This is a genomic window from Sphingomonas sp. Leaf230 (genome assembly GCF_001421745.1).
Taxonomy (GTDB): domain Bacteria; phylum Pseudomonadota; class Alphaproteobacteria; order Sphingomonadales; family Sphingomonadaceae; genus Sphingomonas.
Genome location: NZ_LMKW01000009.1, coordinates 98648 through 114615, shown reverse-complemented (window position 1 = coordinate 114615; position 15968 = coordinate 98648). Strand labels below are relative to the sequence as shown.

The 15968-nt window shown below is 63.9% G+C and carries 14 protein-coding genes and 1 tRNA gene; 10 read left to right on the top strand and 5 right to left on the bottom strand.

Going from position 1 to position 15968, the window contains the following annotated elements; genetic code table 11:
• Positions 1–41 precede the first annotated feature (41 nt).
• Positions 42–1448 carry an exopolysaccharide biosynthesis polyprenyl glycosylphosphotransferase gene (locus ASE82_RS09545; protein ID WP_082441418.1) on the top strand — a complete coding sequence of 469 codons (1407 nt, stop codon included), beginning with the start codon at positions 42–44 and terminating at the stop codon, positions 1446–1448.
• 24 nt (positions 1449–1472) lie between these two features.
• Here ASE82_RS09545 and galU read toward each other — a convergent pair whose 3' ends face one another.
• Positions 1473–2345, bottom strand: a complete 873-nt coding sequence (gene galU / locus ASE82_RS09540) for a UTP--glucose-1-phosphate uridylyltransferase GalU (RefSeq protein ID WP_056062135.1) — start codon at positions 2343–2345, stop codon at positions 1473–1475.
• Positions 2346–2454: 109 nt separating this feature from the next.
• On the opposite strand from galU, the gene wecB reads away from it, so the two are divergent.
• Both wecB and wecC read left to right on the top strand, forming a co-directional pair.
• Complete coding sequence (gene wecB, locus ASE82_RS09535) at positions 2455–3579, top strand: non-hydrolyzing UDP-N-acetylglucosamine 2-epimerase (RefSeq protein ID WP_056062132.1); 1125 nt, start codon at positions 2455–2457, stop codon at positions 3577–3579.
• Positions 3563–4882: a UDP-N-acetyl-D-mannosamine dehydrogenase gene (gene wecC, locus ASE82_RS09530; RefSeq protein WP_056062131.1), complete on the top strand. Its 1320-nt coding sequence runs from the start codon at positions 3563–3565 to the stop codon at positions 4880–4882. The genes wecB and wecC overlap by 17 nt, the downstream gene beginning before the upstream one ends.
• Here the strand turns inward: wecC and ASE82_RS09525 are convergent.
• Positions 4839–5858, bottom strand: a complete 1020-nt coding sequence (locus ASE82_RS09525) for a M48 family metallopeptidase (protein ID WP_056062128.1) — start codon at positions 5856–5858, stop codon at positions 4839–4841. The two genes, wecC and ASE82_RS09525, sit on opposite strands and share 44 nt — an antisense overlap.
• A 205-nt stretch (positions 5859–6063) precedes the next feature.
• Between ASE82_RS09525 and ASE82_RS09520 the strand changes: the two genes are divergently transcribed.
• Positions 6064–6858 carry a metallophosphoesterase family protein gene (locus ASE82_RS09520; protein ID WP_056062125.1) on the top strand — a complete coding sequence of 265 codons (795 nt, stop codon included), beginning with the start codon at positions 6064–6066 and terminating at the stop codon, positions 6856–6858.
• Between the two features lie 199 nt (positions 6859–7057).
• The gene (locus ASE82_RS09515; protein WP_176501462.1) at positions 7058–7291 is read left to right on the top strand and encodes a hypothetical protein; all 234 of its coding nucleotides are present in this window, start codon (positions 7058–7060) and stop codon (positions 7289–7291) included.
• 616 nt (positions 7292–7907) lie between these two features.
• On the opposite strand, the gene ASE82_RS09510 is transcribed toward ASE82_RS09515, so the two are convergent.
• Positions 7908–8504 carry an FKBP-type peptidyl-prolyl cis-trans isomerase gene (locus ASE82_RS09510; protein ID WP_056062122.1) on the bottom strand — a complete coding sequence of 199 codons (597 nt, stop codon included), beginning with the start codon at positions 8502–8504 and terminating at the stop codon, positions 7908–7910.
• 126 nt (positions 8505–8630) lie between these two features.
• Complete coding sequence (rpsU, locus tag ASE82_RS09505) at positions 8631–8837, bottom strand: 30S ribosomal protein S21 (protein WP_055878578.1); 207 nt, start codon at positions 8835–8837, stop codon at positions 8631–8633.
• Positions 8838–9014: 177 nt separating this feature from the next.
• Here rpsU and cysS point away from each other — a divergent pair, with 177 nt between their 5' ends.
• On the top strand, positions 9015–10445 hold the full coding sequence (cysS, locus tag ASE82_RS09500) for a cysteine--tRNA ligase (RefSeq protein ID WP_056062119.1): 1431 nt from the start codon (positions 9015–9017) through the stop codon (positions 10443–10445).
• Positions 10446–10794: 349 nt separating this feature from the next.
• Positions 10795–11733, top strand: a complete 939-nt coding sequence (locus ASE82_RS09495; RefSeq protein ID WP_056062116.1) for a D-2-hydroxyacid dehydrogenase — start codon at positions 10795–10797, stop codon at positions 11731–11733.
• Here the strand turns inward: ASE82_RS09495 and ASE82_RS19720 are convergent.
• On the bottom strand, positions 11727–11891 hold the full coding sequence (locus tag ASE82_RS19720) for a hypothetical protein (RefSeq protein WP_162236723.1): 165 nt from the start codon (positions 11889–11891) through the stop codon (positions 11727–11729). The two genes, ASE82_RS09495 and ASE82_RS19720, sit on opposite strands and share 7 nt — an antisense overlap.
• Before the next feature lie 204 nt (positions 11892–12095).
• Here ASE82_RS19720 and ASE82_RS09490 point away from each other — a divergent pair, with 204 nt between their 5' ends.
• From ASE82_RS09490 to ASE82_RS09480, 3 genes are all read left to right on the top strand, one after another.
• Positions 12096–13469, top strand: coding sequence for a class II 3-deoxy-7-phosphoheptulonate synthase (locus ASE82_RS09490; protein ID WP_056062111.1), 1374 nt, complete (start codon positions 12096–12098; stop codon positions 13467–13469).
• A gap of 84 nt (positions 13470–13553) precedes the next feature.
• Positions 13554–13628: transfer RNA gene (locus ASE82_RS09485), tRNA-Glu, on the top strand.
• Between the two features lie 84 nt (positions 13629–13712).
• Positions 13713–15479 (top strand): site-specific integrase, encoded by a 1767-nt coding sequence (locus ASE82_RS09480; RefSeq protein WP_056062109.1) that lies wholly within the window; start codon positions 13713–13715, stop codon positions 15477–15479.
• Positions 15480–15968: the final 489 nt, after the last annotated feature.

Here is a 15968-nt window from a genome sequence, read left to right as displayed (position 1 = left end):
CGCTTTGCGCAGGGGGGACTGCGCGTGCGTCCGACAAGTTCATGAATGTAGAGAGCGGCGTTTTGAGCCGCGCTATGGCGCCGTCGCGCGGGAAAAAGCCTGCGCGGACTTGGCGCCCAAGCGCGTCCTCGCTGCGCGTTCGGCTGATCCTCGGCATGCTGACGGTAGATACCACGTGCATTATTGCCAGCTACCTCGCGGCGGCCGGTTTGCGCGGCGTATTCGCGAACGACACCGCCTGGATCGTAATCCTCGCAATGCTGATCCCGGTCTTCATTATTACGACGCTGAACAACGACAGCTATGCAGCCGCAAATTTGCGCGATCCTTTTCGATCAGTAGCGCGAGGATTACAGGCCTATGCGCTCGCAATCTGCGCAGTCGTGTTCATCGCTTTCTGCCTAAAGGCGAGCGATACGTTCCCGCGTCTTGTCGTTGCAATGGGTTCGGCATTTGCCATTGTTTCCTTGGCATTAGGACGGTTCCTGTTCGTCCGGCACATGCCTGCGATCATCGGTGGAAACCCCTTCAGTATCGTCCTTCTGTACGATTCCGGCCAGCCCATCCCGCGCGGGGACTTCTCGGTCGTCATCGCCGCGGACTCGTATTTCGACCCCGACCACCATGATCCCGTGATGTACGACCGCCTCGCGCAATCGCTGTCGGGTGCGGATCGAGTGATCGTGGCGTGTAGCCCCGAGCGTCGTCTTGCTTGGGCACAGGCGTTGAAGGGCGCGAACATCCAGAGCGAGATCTTCATGCCGGAGTTGAACGTGCTCGCGCCGCTCGGCATCAGCGCGCACGGCGACACGCCGACGGTCATCATCGCCAACGGTCCGTTGGTCCTGTTCGATCGCTTCGTGAAGCGCAGCTTCGACGTGATACTCGCGAGCTGCGCGCTGGTGACGCTGATGCCGATCTGGATCCTGATCGCGCTGTCGGTGAAGGTCGATTCGCGCGGGCCGATCTTCTTCAGCCAGATCCGGATCGGTCGCAGCAACCAGATGTTCCGCCTGATGAAGTTCCGCAGCATGCGCGTTGACCACAGCGACGGCGCAGGTGCGCGCTCGACGTCGCGCGACGACGATCGGATCACGCGCGTCGGCAAGATCATCCGCAGTACCAGCATCGACGAACTGCCGCAGCTGCTGAACGTCCTGAAGGGCGACATGAGCATCGTCGGCCCGCGCCCGCACGCACTTGGCTCGCGCGCGGCCGACAAGCTGTTCTGGGAAGTCGACCAGCGATACTGGCATCGCCATGCGGCCAAGCCCGGCCTGACCGGCCTTGCGCAGGTTCGCGGCTATCGCGGTGCGACGCTGTACGAGGACGATCTGCGCAACCGGCTCCAGGCTGATCTGGAGTATCTCGAGCATTGGTCGATCTGGCGCGACATCAAGATCATCCTCCTGACCTTTCGCGTCCTGCTGCACCGGAACGCCTTCTGACGTTCCGGTGAGCGGGCTGATCGTTTAGTCCGCCAGCAAGCCCTTTGCGAACTCACGAACCACCGGTCCGATGTCGTCGCGCCCCAATGCGATCGCCAGATTGGCCTGGATGTAGCCCGCCTTGTCGCCACAATCATAACGCTGGCCATCGAAGGTGAAGCCGTGGAACGGCTGGTTGCCGATCAACTGCGCCATAGCATCGGTCAGCTGGATCTCGTCGCCCGCACCCTTTTCCTGCGTCTCCAGGATCCGCATCACCTCGGGCTGGAGGATGTAGCGCCCCGGGATCATCAGGTTCGACGGGGCGGTGCCGCGCTTGGGTTTTTCGACGAGTGCGGTCACTTCGGTCAGCCGACCATCGATCGCGCCCGGCGAGATGATGCCGTATTTGTCGGTTTCCGAATCGGGCACTTCGAGCGCGCCGATCACGTTGCCGCCAACCTGATTATACGCCTCGACCATCTGCTTCATGAAGCCGGGCTTGCCAACCATCAGCTCGTCGGGGAGCAGAACCGCGAACGGCTCGTCGCCGACGATCTCGCGCGCGCACCACACCGCATGGCCGAGGCCCAGCGGTTCCTGTTGGCGGACATAGACCGGCGAACCGGGCTTCATCCGGATATTGCTGATCGCGTCCAGGGACTTGCCCCGCGACCGCATCGTATCCTCAAGCTCGTACGAGATGTCGAAATGATCCTCGAGCGCGCCCTTGCCGCGCCCGGTCACGAAGATGATCTGCTCGATCCCGGCCTCGAGTGCTTCCTCGACGGCGTACTGGATCAGCGGCTTGTCGACGACGGTGAGCATTTCCTTCGGCATGGCCTTGGTGGCCGGAAGGAAGCGCGTGCCCAGTCCGGCGACCGGAAACACGGCCTTGCGCAGCGGCTTTATGGTCATTCGATGCTCCCTTTGATCTCGCGGGACCGTCTACCGATCGTTACGCCTGCGCGCAAATTGTCGCATTGAATTAGCGCGTCGTTAAAGACGTTGATCTAGGGACTGCATCATGCCCAAAGTTCTCGTCATCTTCGGCACGCGTCCCGAAGCGATCAAACTCTTCCCGGTGATCCGGGCTCTGGCTGCGATCCCCGGCCTGACCGTCCGCACCTGCGTCACCGCACAGCACCGCGGGCTGCTCGATCAGGTGCTCGCAATCGCCGACCTCGTGCCGGATATCGATCTCGACCTGATGGAACCGGGACAGACGCTCGACCGCCTCACCGCGCGGCTGCTGGTCGGGCTCGGCGACGTGATGGACGCCGAGCGGCCCGACCTCGTCATTGTGCAGGGCGACACCGCGACCGCGATGACGGGGGCGCTTGCCGCCTATTACCGCAAGGTCCCGGTCGCGCATGTCGAGGCTGGGCTGCGGTCGGGCGACATCTACCATCCTTGGCCCGAGGAGGTGAACCGGCGCATCGTCGCGCCGATCGCCACGCTGCATTTCGCACCCACCGACACCGCCGCGGAGGCGCTGCGGCGCGAGACGATCGCCGAGGACACGATCCACGTCACGGGCAACACGGTGATCGATGCGCTTCACTGGACCGCGCACCGCGTCGCGGCGGACCCGTCGCTCGCCGCAGGGCTCGACGCGATCGCCGCGCGTTTCGCCGGCAAGCGGATTATACTCGTCACGACGCATCGCCGCGAGAATTTCGGCGACGGCATGGCCGCGATCGCGCGCGCGATCGGGCGTATTGCGGAGCGCGATGACGTCGCGGTGCTGTTCCCGGTCCACCCGAACCCGAACATCGTATCGGTGATGGACGACATCCTCGGTACCCGTGCCAACGTCGCACGTATCGAGCCGCTCGATTACCCGCACTTCGTCCGCGCGCTCGGCATGGCGGACATCGTCCTGACTGATTCGGGCGGGGTGCAGGAGGAGGCACCTGCGCTCGGCAAGCCGGTCCTGGTAATGCGCGAGACCACTGAGCGTCCAGAGGGCGTCGCGGCCGGCACCGCGAAGCTGATCGGCACCGACGAGGACCGCATCGTTTCCGAAATCTTCACCCTGCTCGACGACACGTCGCGCTACTCCGCGATGGCCCGCGCCCATAACCCGTTCGGGGATGGCCATGCCGCCGCCAAAATCGCAAAGGTCGTTGCGCATGCTGTCGGACTCTAACCTCACCGTCGTCGTCCTCGGGCTCGGCTATATCGGCCTGCCCACCGCGGCGATCATCGCGCGGACGGGGGCGCAGGTGCTCGGCGTCGACGTGACCGAATCGGTCGTCGAGACGGTCAATTCCGGCCGCGTGCATATCGAGGAGGTCGATCTGGACGGCCTCGTCTCGGGCGTCGTCTCGCGCGGCACGTTGCGCGCCTCGACCGCGATCGAGCCCGCGGACGTCTTCGTGATCGCGGTACCGACCCCGTTCGACGCCTATCACGCCCCCAATATCCGCTATGTCCTCGACGCCGCGACGACGATCGCGAGCGTGCTGAAGGCGGGCGATACGATCATCCTCGAATCGACCTCGCCGGTGGGCACCACCGAGAAGGTTCGCGACCTGCTGGCAAGCCTGCGCCCCGACCTGCGCGTACCGGGGAAGACCGGCGACCAGGCGGATATCGCGATCGCCTATTGCCCGGAGCGCGTGCTGCCCGGCCGCATCCTAGTCGAGCTGATCGACAACGACCGCGTCATCGGCGGCATCACGCCGCGGTGTGCGCGTAAGGCCCTCACTTTCTACCGTCGCTTCGTCCGAGGCGCCTGCGTGACCACTACCGCGCGCGCTGCGGAGATGACCAAGCTTACCGAGAACGCGTTTCGCGACGTCAACATTGCGTTCGCCAACGAATTGTCGCTGATCGCCGACACGATGGGCGTCGACGTCTGGGAGGTCATCCGCCTCGCCAACCGCCATCCGCGCGTCAACATCCTGCAGCCCGGCCCCGGCGTCGGCGGGCATTGCATCGCGGTTGATCCGTGGTTCCTGGTGCACGCCGCCCCCGACCAGACTCCGCTGATCCGGACCGCGCGCGAGGTCAACGACGGCAAGACCGACCACGTCATCGCGCAGGTCGCCGCACTCGTCGAAGCCTCACCCGACGCAATTGTCGCGTGCCTCGGCCTAGCGTTCAAGGCGAACATCGACGACTTCCGCGAGAGCCCTGCCCTCAAGGTCGCCGAAGCCGTGGCGCGCCAGTTCGGCGACCGGGTGCGGATCGTCGAGCCTTATGCGCAGACGCTGCCGGCCGTGCTGGCGGACACCGGCGCGACGCTGATCGACGTCGATACCGCGATCGAGACGTGTTCGATCATGATCGTGCTGGTCGACCACGACGTGTTCAAGTCGATCCCGCTCGAGGAGCGCATCGACAAGGCGGTGCTCGACACGCGCGGTATTTGGCCGGACCAGCCGCGCGCGGCGCTGCCAGCGGTCAGCGCAACGGCACGTTTCGAGTCGCAACGACTGGCGGGATGATCGGCCGTGTCGAGGTCGCTGCGATGTCACGCGCGGCAGCCTCCAGCGCCTCGGCGCGCGCCTTGGAAGAGGCGTGCGTGCGACTGCGGAACAGCCCGCCATCGATCGCGCCGCCCTTGCTTCGCCAGAATTTAGGCGCCGACATCGGATCGTAACCGGCGTTCGCGAGCAGATAAATGCCGAGCAGATCCGCCTGGTCCTCGGTCTCGCGGATCAGGCGGCCGTTGCGACCGAGTTCCGCCAGCAGGCCGCGATTGATCTTCGCCGCATCGAGCCGCGCACGGTGACGCAGGATGTTGTGCGAAAGTTCATGCGCGACGACGACCGCGACCTCCTCGTCGGTATAGCCCTCGAAGAACCGCTCGCCGAGCTGCACGATCGAACCGTCCGCGCTTGCATCCAGGCCACTGCCCAGCAGGATCTCGAATCGCGACCGGCATCCGGTCATTGGGGTGATCGTGATGGGCAGGCGCTTGCCATCGCGCAGCACCGTCAGTCGCAACGGCTTTCCGGCCGGCGCCTCCGTGATGACCGCTTCCGCCGCATCGCGTGCCGCCGCGCTTTCGGGCGCATCGGCGGACGGCAAGCCGGGTTGCGGGCGATCGTCGATCGCGACGATCGAATCGTTGGGGCGAACCCCGGCGCGGTCAGCTGGACCGCCGGCGACGACCGCCTCGACACCGATCGTCGATTCGAACCCGAAGGTGGCCGCCGCGGCCTTGCGCGCGCCTGGGCCATATTGCGTCAGCGCGTGGATCGGCATGCCGATCTGCGGCTGGAGGCGGTCGCACAGTGCGGCGTTCGCGGTGGTCAGCCGATACGCGATCGTCGCCAGCCGGAGATCGGCGGCGCGCAACGTGTCGAAGAACGCAGCCGTTGGCGCCGCATCGGCAACGGGCATCGGTTTGGCAGGCAAAGCTGTTGGCGCCGCGGCCGTGAGCATCAGGAACGGCGCGAGGCGGGAGATCATCGACATAACGCTCCTTTAGCCGTCGTGCGCCCCCGCGTCATGCTGCATGACCGCAAGCCCCGCGCGCGCCGTCGCGGCAATGCGTCACACCCCGTCGCGGCGATGCGTTGCGACGCCTGCCGGAACATCCTATGCGATCGCATGCGCCCGCGCGATCGAGTGACGCGTTCGATCAGGTCCCGTACATCTTCCTCCCCACATCGATTGCAGCATGATTTCAAAGCTTTTCAAGTCCCGTAGCGTTGCCAAGCCGACTCAACCGCAGGTTCCTCCCGGTCGCCGCGTCTATGCCGTCGGCGACATTCACGGCCGCGCCGACCTGCTCGACGAACTGATCGGGTTGATCGAGGCGGATGAACGCGAACGCGGTGCAGCGGAAACGACCTTGATATTCCTCGGCGACATCGTCGACCGGGGCCCCGCCTCGGCGGCAGTGATCGATCGGTTGCGCGGGCTGGCCCATGCCCGCCCCGACCGCCCCGACGTCCGCTTCCTGCTCGGCAATCACGAGGAAATCTTCCTCGGTGCACTCGACGGCGAACCCAAGGCGCTCCGGTTGTTCTGCCGCATCGGCGGTCGCGAGACGGTGCTGAGCTACGGGATGGAAGCCGCGGAATATGAGCGGCTCGACTATGAAGAGCTGGTGCAACGTCTCGAAACCCTCGTGCCCGACGAACATCGCGAGTTTCTGCGCAAGTTCGAGGACATGATCGTGATCGGCGACTACGCGTTCGTCCACGCTGGCGTACGCCCTGACACGCCGCTCGATCTCCAGCGCACGTCGGACCTGCGATGGATTCGCGATCCCTTCCTCGATCATCGCTCGACGTTGGAAAAGACGATCGTCCACGGCCACACCATGACCGACGAGATCGAACGACGCGGGCACCGAATCGGCATCGACACCGGCGCATACGCGTCGGGGCGTCTGACTGCGCTGGGCATGGAGGGTGCCGAAACCTGGGCGCTCCAGACCGGCACCGCCGTCGGACCGAAGACGAACTGACGCATCTCACCGCGAATATCATGCGGTTTGCACGCGAACGCTTTCTTCGTGGCGCACCTCGGCTATAGAGAAACAGCGGAAGTGTGTGTTGCACTGCCGCAACAGTGCGATCCTCTTCGCGTTGTTACAAAGGGCCTTAGTTGCGTTGGGTAAGGTTATATGCCATTGCCTGCCGCGACGAGCACAAAGGGAGTTCATCATGCGTCTTGGGAAGTATCTCCTGACCGCAGCAGCAGCCACGATGGCAGTTGCTCCGGCCATGGCAGCACCGGCAAATCTGTCGGTTGCACATTCGGTCCGTTCGGGTTCGGTTTCGGCTGACAAGAACGAGCTCGCTGGCGGCGGCATCATCGTTGCGGTTCTCGCAGCAGCTGCAGTTATCGCCGGTATCGTTATCGTTGCAGACAACGACGACGATTCGGACAGCAACTAAGTCTTACGACTTCAGTTCGAGAAATAGCGGTCTTCGGGCCGCTATTTTTTTGCCTGCCGTTCTGAGGACAGGCGGGCCAGCGCGTGCCAAAGCACAATGTGCTGCCGTGTTACGCTTAGAACTCAGCTCCCGATCTGCTCCATACCGTCGATGGCCAAAGGCGTTCGGTAGGCTCCGGCTGCGCTGTTCCGTGCAGAGCGGACTAGAACCCGCACTTGCTCAGGATGGCTGAGCATGAGGTGGCATCAGCCTTAGCGCCGGAAGCCGAAACAATACCTGCGACGACGTATCGCCGCGTTGCTCATCCGAACGACGTCTGAACTTACTGACCTCGCAGCACCCGACTGCCATACAGGTCAGCCTAATGCCCTCTACGCCATCCTCCGCTGCGAATGGATTGCACTTCAAGAGCGTGCCGATCCTCTACCGGATCAGGTCAACCTTCTACCGGGTAGCCCACTTGTCCGCCGACCGAACGAGCAAGCTCATCACAGGCTCGCGCATAACGGCACGACGCCTGGCCTGAACGCAGAACGCGCCCCGCAATGAAGCGAGACGCGTTGCAAATCCGATATTCTATCGCGGTACGGGTTCAGACCCATACCCCCACCATCACTTACTGAGACGGCGGCGTCTGCGCGCCACCGGGCATGCCGCCCGGCGCACCGCCTGGCATACCACCGGGAGCGCCGCGACCCATCTGGGCCTGTGCCTGCATCTGCTGGACCACGCTCTGTGGCAGGAAGTCGAGCAACTCGACGTCGAACACCAGCGTCGAATTCGCCGGGATCGGACCGTTAGCCTTGTCGCCATAGCCAAGCGCCGGCTTCATCCAGAAGCGGTACTTCGACCCCTTCGGCATCAGCTTCAGCGCCTCGGAGAAACCGGGGACCACGCCGGTGACGGGCATCGGCGTCGGCTGCTGCGACTTGTCGAAGGTCGTGCCGTTGAGCAGCTTGCCCTCATAATTCACCAGCGCGACGTCGGCGTCGGTTGGCTTGGCCGCACCGGGCTTGCCGGGCGCGATCACCTTGTACTGCAGGCCGGATGCGGTAACGACCACGCCCCGCGCGCGCGCATTGCGGGCCAGGGGATCATCACCCTGACGCGCCAGCGCGACTGCGGCGATCAGCGCGAGCGCGATACCGACCCAGAGATAGACGAGGTAGCTGCGCTTGGTTGGCTGCAGCGGCACTGCGGTGACGGTCGACATCGGATCAGGCCCCGGTCATCTGGTCACGCCGGAGCGCCGCGCGTGCCGTTGGAAAGCAATTGGGGTGCCGATCACGGCACCCCGAACTATCGACCCACCCGCTCGCCGGGTACGGCCGACAAAATCTTAGCGTGCGCCGTCGCGCTCTGCGCGCTTACGGTCGAGCTTGCGCGAGCGACGGATCGCTGCTGCACGCTCACGTGCGCGCTTCTCGGACGGCTTCTCGTAATGCCGGCGCAGCTTCATCTCGCGATACACGCCCTCGCGCTGCAGCTTCTTCTTAAGCGCGCGAAGGGCCTGGTCGACGTTGTTGTCGCGTACGATGATCTGCATAAACCCGATAAGCTCCGGACGAATAGATTTTTGCCGTCGCGAACAGGTCCGCGCCGCATGAACTGGGGCCCCTATCAGCGGAGCGCCGTCGTTTCAAGCCAAACCACGTATTCCGGCGGGTCTGCCCGGCATGTCAGCGCCTTTGCGGGAGGGCGCATGCAGCGCTAAGAGCAGCCCATGACCCGCATCCCCCTGACACTGTACAACAGCCTCTCGCGCCAGCTCGAGACCTTTCAGCCGATCGACCCGACCGATGTCGGGCTCTACACCTGCGGGCCGACCGTCTATAATTACCAGCATATCGGCAACATGCGCGCGTTCCTGTTCGCGGATACGCTGGGTCGCGTGCTGCGGTGGAAGGGGTGGCCGACGACCCACATCATCAACATCACCGATGTCGGGCACCTGACGTCCGACGCCGATGTCGGCGACGACAAGATGGAGAAGGCCGCCGCCGCACAAGGACGCTCGATCTGGGAGATCGCGGCCTATTATACCGACGTGTTCAAACGCGACGTCGCGCGCCTCAACATCGTGCCGCCGGCGCGCTGGGCGGTCGCGACCGATCACATCGCCGAGATGATCGCGTTCGCCGAACAGATCGCGCCGAAGCATTGCTACTTGCTTGACAGTGGGCTGTACTTTGATGTGGCGACCGTCCCTGACTATGGACGTCTGGCGCGGGCCACGACCGACGATATCGAAAGCCGGATCGAACCGGTCGCCGGCAAGCGTAATCCGCAGGACTTCGCGATCTGGCGCACGTCGACGCCGGGCGAGAACCGCCAGATGGAATGGGATTCGCCCTGGGGTCGCGGGGCGCCTGGCTGGCATCTCGAATGCTCGGTGATGAGCAAGCATTATCTCGGCGCGCATTTCGACATCCACACCGGCGGGATCGACCACCGCGAGATCCACCACCCCAACGAGATCGCGCAGAACCAGGCGCATTGCGATTGCGCGGATACCGGCGCGAGCGTCTGGATGCACAACAATTTCCTGGTCGAGCGCGCGGGCAAGATGTCGAAGTCGACCGGCCAGTTCACGACGATGCAGACGATCGTCGACCGCGGCTTCCACCCCCTCGCCTACCGGCTGATGTGCCTCCAGGCGCATTATCGCAGCGAGCTGGAATTCTCCTGGGAGAATCTGGCCGCGGCGGCGATCCGCCTGAAGCGCATGGTGCAAGCGGTCGAGACGTTGCGCGCTCGCGAGCCCGGCGGCCCGTCGGGTAGCGCACATGCCTATACCGACCGGCTGGAGGAGGCGGTCTCGGACGATCTCGCCACGCCGCGCGCGCTGCCGATTCTCGACGAACTGCTTGCGGACAAGCGGGTCGCGCCCGCGGACCGTGTCGCTGCGCTGGACGATTTCGACGCGGTACTGGGGCTGGACCTGGCGACGATCAGCCGCGAGGACCTGCGGATCCGGCCGATCACGGCGACGATCGACGAGGATGCGATCGCCGCACGGCTGGCGGATCGCCGCGATGCACGCGCTGCGAGGGATTTCGGGCGATCGGACGCGATCCGCGACGAGCTGGCTGCCGCAGGGGTCGAGGTGATGGATGGCGATTCGTTAGGTTGGGACTGGAAGATCGCGCTCTAACCACGTTTCTTGAAGCGCCCGCTTCACCGTGCGCCAGAGCAATGTCCGCATTACTTGTTCACCCAAGGCTTGTTCGACGGCTATTGCCCCGAAGAAAGGATGCGGCCGCGTTCGAATAATAGTCTGTCCGTTCTTGTTCTCCCGCGAAGGCGGGAGCCCAGCCTGGGTCCCCGCCTTCGCGGGGAAACACGCTACCTGGTCCCAGAGGATAAGGGCAGACTGGTTCTGGGGTTCGCCGCTTAACAGATCGCAGGTGTTCGAAAGAGCGGCACCGTGAATGCCGGAACAGGTCCGGTATGACGAAAGCGGGTTGACTTGACATGCCCCGCCGCACGCCGATGTTCGCATCATGAAAGCCGTCCTTCCCGCCGCCGCCCGCCCGCTCCTCGAACCGCATCTGCCTGGGGACCTAGACGTCGCATGGTTCGCCAAGCCGGACGAGGCCAACGCGATGATCGCAGACGCGGATATCGCCTGGGTGGACATGCAGCCGACCGAACTCGTGGCCGACGCGATCCGCCATGCCGGGCCGAACCTCAAATGGGTCTCGACGATCTATGCCGGGCTCGACGCGTTCCCGCTCGACACTTTGCGGGAAAACGGCGTCACGCTGACCAATGGTGCCGGCATCAACGCCGTCGCGGTCGCTGAATATGCGGTGATGGCGGTGCTCGTCGCCGCTAAGCGCTTCGATACCGTCGTCCGCGCGCAGGACCGTCATGAGTGGTTGAAGGACGCGCCCGGCAAGATCGAACTCGCCGGAACCAAGGCACTTGTCATTGGCTACGGCACGATCGGCAAGATGATCGGCGACCGATTCACCGCGTTCGGGGTCGAGGTCACCGGCGTAACGCGCACCGGCCGCGATGGCACGATCACCCCCGACGCTTGGCGCGATCGGCTCGACGCGTTCGACTGGGTGATCCTCGCCGCGCCCTCGACCGGCGCGACGCACGCGATGATTGGCCGCAAAGAGTTGCACCGGATGAAGCCGTCCGCCTGGCTGATCAACATCGCTCGCGGCGACATGATCGACGACGATGCGCTGATCGCGGCACTGACCGACGGGACGATTGCCGGCGCCGTGCTCGACCCGACCAGCCCGGAGCCCCTGCCCGCGGATCATCCGCTTTGGTCGACGCCTAACGCGATCGTCACGATGCACCTGTCGGGCCGTAGCCAGACAACGATGTTCGCTCGCGGGGCGACCCTGTTCCTCGACAACCTCGCGGCATTCATCGCCGGTCGCCCGATGAAGAACGTCGCCGATCTCGACGCGGGTTACTGACCGGTCTGGGTCGTGGCCGGGCGGGGGCTGCGATTGTAGCTCTTGATCCCCCGGCGACGAAGTTTGTCGGCGCGACGACGTCGTGAGTACATGATCAGAATCGGTACGCCGACCAAGATGCCCCCGCCGATAATCGAAAGCGCGATGATGATACGCATTGGCATGTCCATGCGGGGACCATGCCGATTGGACAGCGAAGACGCCATATATTTTTTAATCCAGGATGAATGGATTTAGCGCCCACATCCGGTTGAACCGACCTGCGCAGCATTTCGCCGCTGCCGGCCAAGCTTTACTTCGTTGCGCAAAAAGGCGTTTTCGCGCATTGCCATCGTCACAATTCACCAATCGGACGACATGATATGGCCGCGAACTGGGCCCCCGACAGCTGGACGCGTCACGAAGCACGACAGCTTCCCACCTATCCCGACGCCGCAGCGCTGACCGCCGCGACCGACCAGCTGGCCACGTTCCCGCCGCTCGTCTTCGCCGGTGAAGCCCGTAACCTGACCGCGTCGCTCGCCGAAGTCGCCGCCGGCAAGGCGTTCCTGCTCCAGGGCGGCGACTGCGCCGAGTCCTTTGCCGAGCACAGCGCGAACAACATCCGCGACACGTTTCGCGTCATTCTTCAGATGGCCGTCGTCCTGACGTTCGCCTCGAAGCTCCCGGTCGTGAAGCTCGGTCGCATGGCCGGCCAGTTCGCCAAGCCACGCTCGACCGATACCGAGACGATCGGCGGCATCGAGTTGCCGTCGTACCGCGGCGACAACGTCAACGACATCGCCTTCACCGCTGAATCGCGCGCGCCCGATCCGCAGCGGATGATCCGCGCCTATTCGCAGTCGGCGGCAACGCTCAACCTGCTGCGCGCGTTCGCACAGGGCGGCTATGCGAACCTGCACCAGGTCCATCGCTGGACGCACGACTTCATGGGCCGCAGCCCCTGGTCGAAGAAATACGCCGAAACCGCGGACCGGATCGGCGAAGCGCTCGAGTTCATGGCCGCGTGCGGGATCGATCCAGAGACCGTGCCGCAGCTCGCGCAGACGCATTTCTACACCAGCCACGAGGCGCTTCTGCTCCAGTACGAGCAGGCGCTGACGCGGCAGGATTCGCTGACCGGCGACTGGTACGACACCAGCGCGCATTTCCTGTGGATCGGCGATCGCACGCGCTTCGAGGGGTCGAGCCACGTCGAATACCTCCGCGGCATCGGCAACCCGATCGGCATCAAGTGCGGGCCTAGCCTGGAGCCCGACGCGCTGCTGCGGATGCTCGACACGCTCAACCCCGGTCGCATCCCCGGCCGGATGACGCTGATCACGCGCTATGGCTATGACAAGATCGAGGCGAACCTGCCCCGACTGGTCCGTGCCGTCACGCGCGAGGGCCATCCGGTGGTGTGGAGCTGCGACCCGATGCACGGTAACGTCGTCAAGGCCGCAAACGGCTACAAGACGCGGCCGTTCGACCGCATCCTCGCCGAAGTCCGCGGCTTCTTCGCGGTCCACCGCGCGGAAGGCACGCACGCCGGCGGTATCCACGCCGAGATGACCGGCCAGAACGTGACCGAGTGCACCGGCGGCGCGGTCGACGTGACCGAGCAGTCGCTTGCGGATCGCTACCACACCCACTGCGACCCGCGCCTCAACGCTAGCCAAAGCCTTGAGCTCGCCTTCCTGCTGGCCGAAATGCTCAACGAGGAAATGGCCGAGCGCAAGAAGGTCGCTGCCTGAAGAAAATGCCGCGGGCGTCCAAGAATGTTCGGCAACCGTCTTGACGCCTGCCACCCCATTCCGTAGACGCCCGCTTCTGCTAACGGCCCCTTCGTCTAGCGGTTAGGACGACGCCCTCTCACGGCGTAAGCACGAGTTCGATTCTCGTAGGGGTCACCATCTTCGTAGCATTCCGCAGAAATCCAGCATTTACGTTGGTTTCACCTTCGCCTGGTACAGCCAGCGGGTACAGCGGGACGAATGATGGTGGCGATGGCGGAGCCCTGGCGGCATCCTGATACTGGTACGTACTATCTGCGTAGGCAGATCCCCAAACCGCTCCGCGACGAGTTCGGCGGGCGGCAACTCTGGAAGAAGTCGCTCGAGACCAAGGACCCCGGCGAGGCCCGCCGCGTGTTCACGGCTGCGAACGCAGAACTGGAGGCGCGATTCTCCGCGGCCCGTACGGCGATAGCGGAGCGGTCGGCGGGCAAGAAGCTTACCGCGACTCAGGCCGAGGCCGCCCTCACACGCGCGTCCGCCCTACACCGCGGCAGCCGGCTGGACCGCTTCCCCGCGCTGTCCAACGTCTACTGGGCCGAAGAAGCCGCCGCATCCAAGCTGGGAGGCGCCAGGGTTTCACTGTTCAACGATCCCTCGCCTGCCGGGTTCGCCGCCATGGATCCCTCGCACCTGCCGGGAGACGTGTGGCTGCGCGTCGTCAGAACCAGACCTCGCAACGAGGTCCTGTTCATGGCGGAGCATATGATCGCATGGATACACGGCGACTTCCGAAGCGAGGGCAGCGGCTTCGGCGACATCGTGCGCAGTTCGGACAACGACTGGTCGCTGACCGAGGCGGTAACCGTTGCGATCGAGCGGGAACAAGCCGACCTCCGCAGTTTGATAGCCTCCCCTTTCCGACCCACGGAAACCCGACTGCGCCCCAACATGCTCCTCGGAGAGTTGCTTACCGAGTGGCGCAACAAGACGCCAGCGCCCGGGCAGCAAGGTGCCCACGAGACCGGAACGACCGTTGAGGACTTCATAGACTTCGCCGGGGACATGCCCGTCGCTCAGATCAGCGGCGACCACCTCTACAATTTCAGAGACGCCGTCGCCTCGCTGCCGAAGGCCATGCCGCTGGCGTACCGCGCTCTGACATTCAACGCGCGCATGGCCGCGTGCCGCGAACTGAGAGGGCCAAAGGTCGCGCCCGCCTCGGTGAAGCGACGCGTCGGACATCTCCAGGCGTTGCTCACGCACGCCTTCTACAATCGGTGGATCGAGGCGAACTCGGGTACCGGTATCCGCATCGAAGGCTACTCGAAGAACACGGGTGGCCGTCGCCCCTTCCTCGATGACGAACTCACGCAGTTGTTCGCAAGCGACCTCTTTCTACGGCCGAAGGAATGGTCGGAGCGACGGGACTCAGTAGGCGATCTGACGCTCGCCTGGCTGTTCCTTCTGGGACTGACGAATGGTGCGCGAATCGAGGAGATCGGTCAGACGGAAATCGCGAACGTGAAGCGGGACGGCGGGGTCCTGTATCTGGACCTAGGCATCGATGCCGTGGTCAAGAACGAAACCTCAAGGCGAATGATTCCCATCCACAATCTCGTCCTTGCTTTGGGCTTCGAAAACTACGTCGAGGCTCTCAAGAGCGATGGGCAAACTAGGCTCTTTCCTGACTTGCGTCCGAACAAATTCAACAAACTGTGCCAAGCGGCCTCGAGGGTCGGGAACCGTTTGATTGACAAGGTGGTGTCCAAGGATCCGCGTATCGCCTTCCACTCGCTGAGACACAACTTCAAGGATCTCGCGCGTGACGTGCCGATCGAAAAGTACATCGTGGAACAGATCATGGGTCATGCCGGCATAACCGCAGGCGACAAGTACGGGATAGGTGCGAGTTTGAAGACCCTAAAACGCGAACTCGACCGTGTCACCTTCGAGATGGTCGACTGGACCGCCGTCCGGGCGGCGTTCGCGACGGTCGATTGGAACAAGTCCGTGAGCCGCAGGTCATGAGGGTGTGCTACGTCGTCTTCACCGATCCCGGCCGCGTGTTCGAAAGCATTCATCGTACAGTCGACGGCGCTACCGCCGTCGCCAGTTCATGTGGCGCCGCACAGATGCCAGACGGGTCTGCGATAACCATCGCTGCGGTAGCAGCGAACCTTCGCCTCAACGCTTCGATCTCGTTACCATGCGATCCACATGAGACGAATGATTTAGTGCACATCGAGCGGCGTCCGATACTTATATAGATCGCAACGACCAAGGCTGAACCTGCAAGGATTAGGACGCCGATTGGCGCTTCGTCATGCGATCCGTCCACCTTCTTCGATGCGGAACTACACAACGTCAAAGATTGTCGCCGCGTCAGCGGATACAGTTTAGGCGGCGGTAATCTGTTGGCGAGGTTTCGCATCTAGTCTTGAGCTGGATTCCGAAGAATCCTCGTATGAGCAACTAATGGTCCAATGTGCTGATAGACCCCGGATCAGGAAGGGGAAA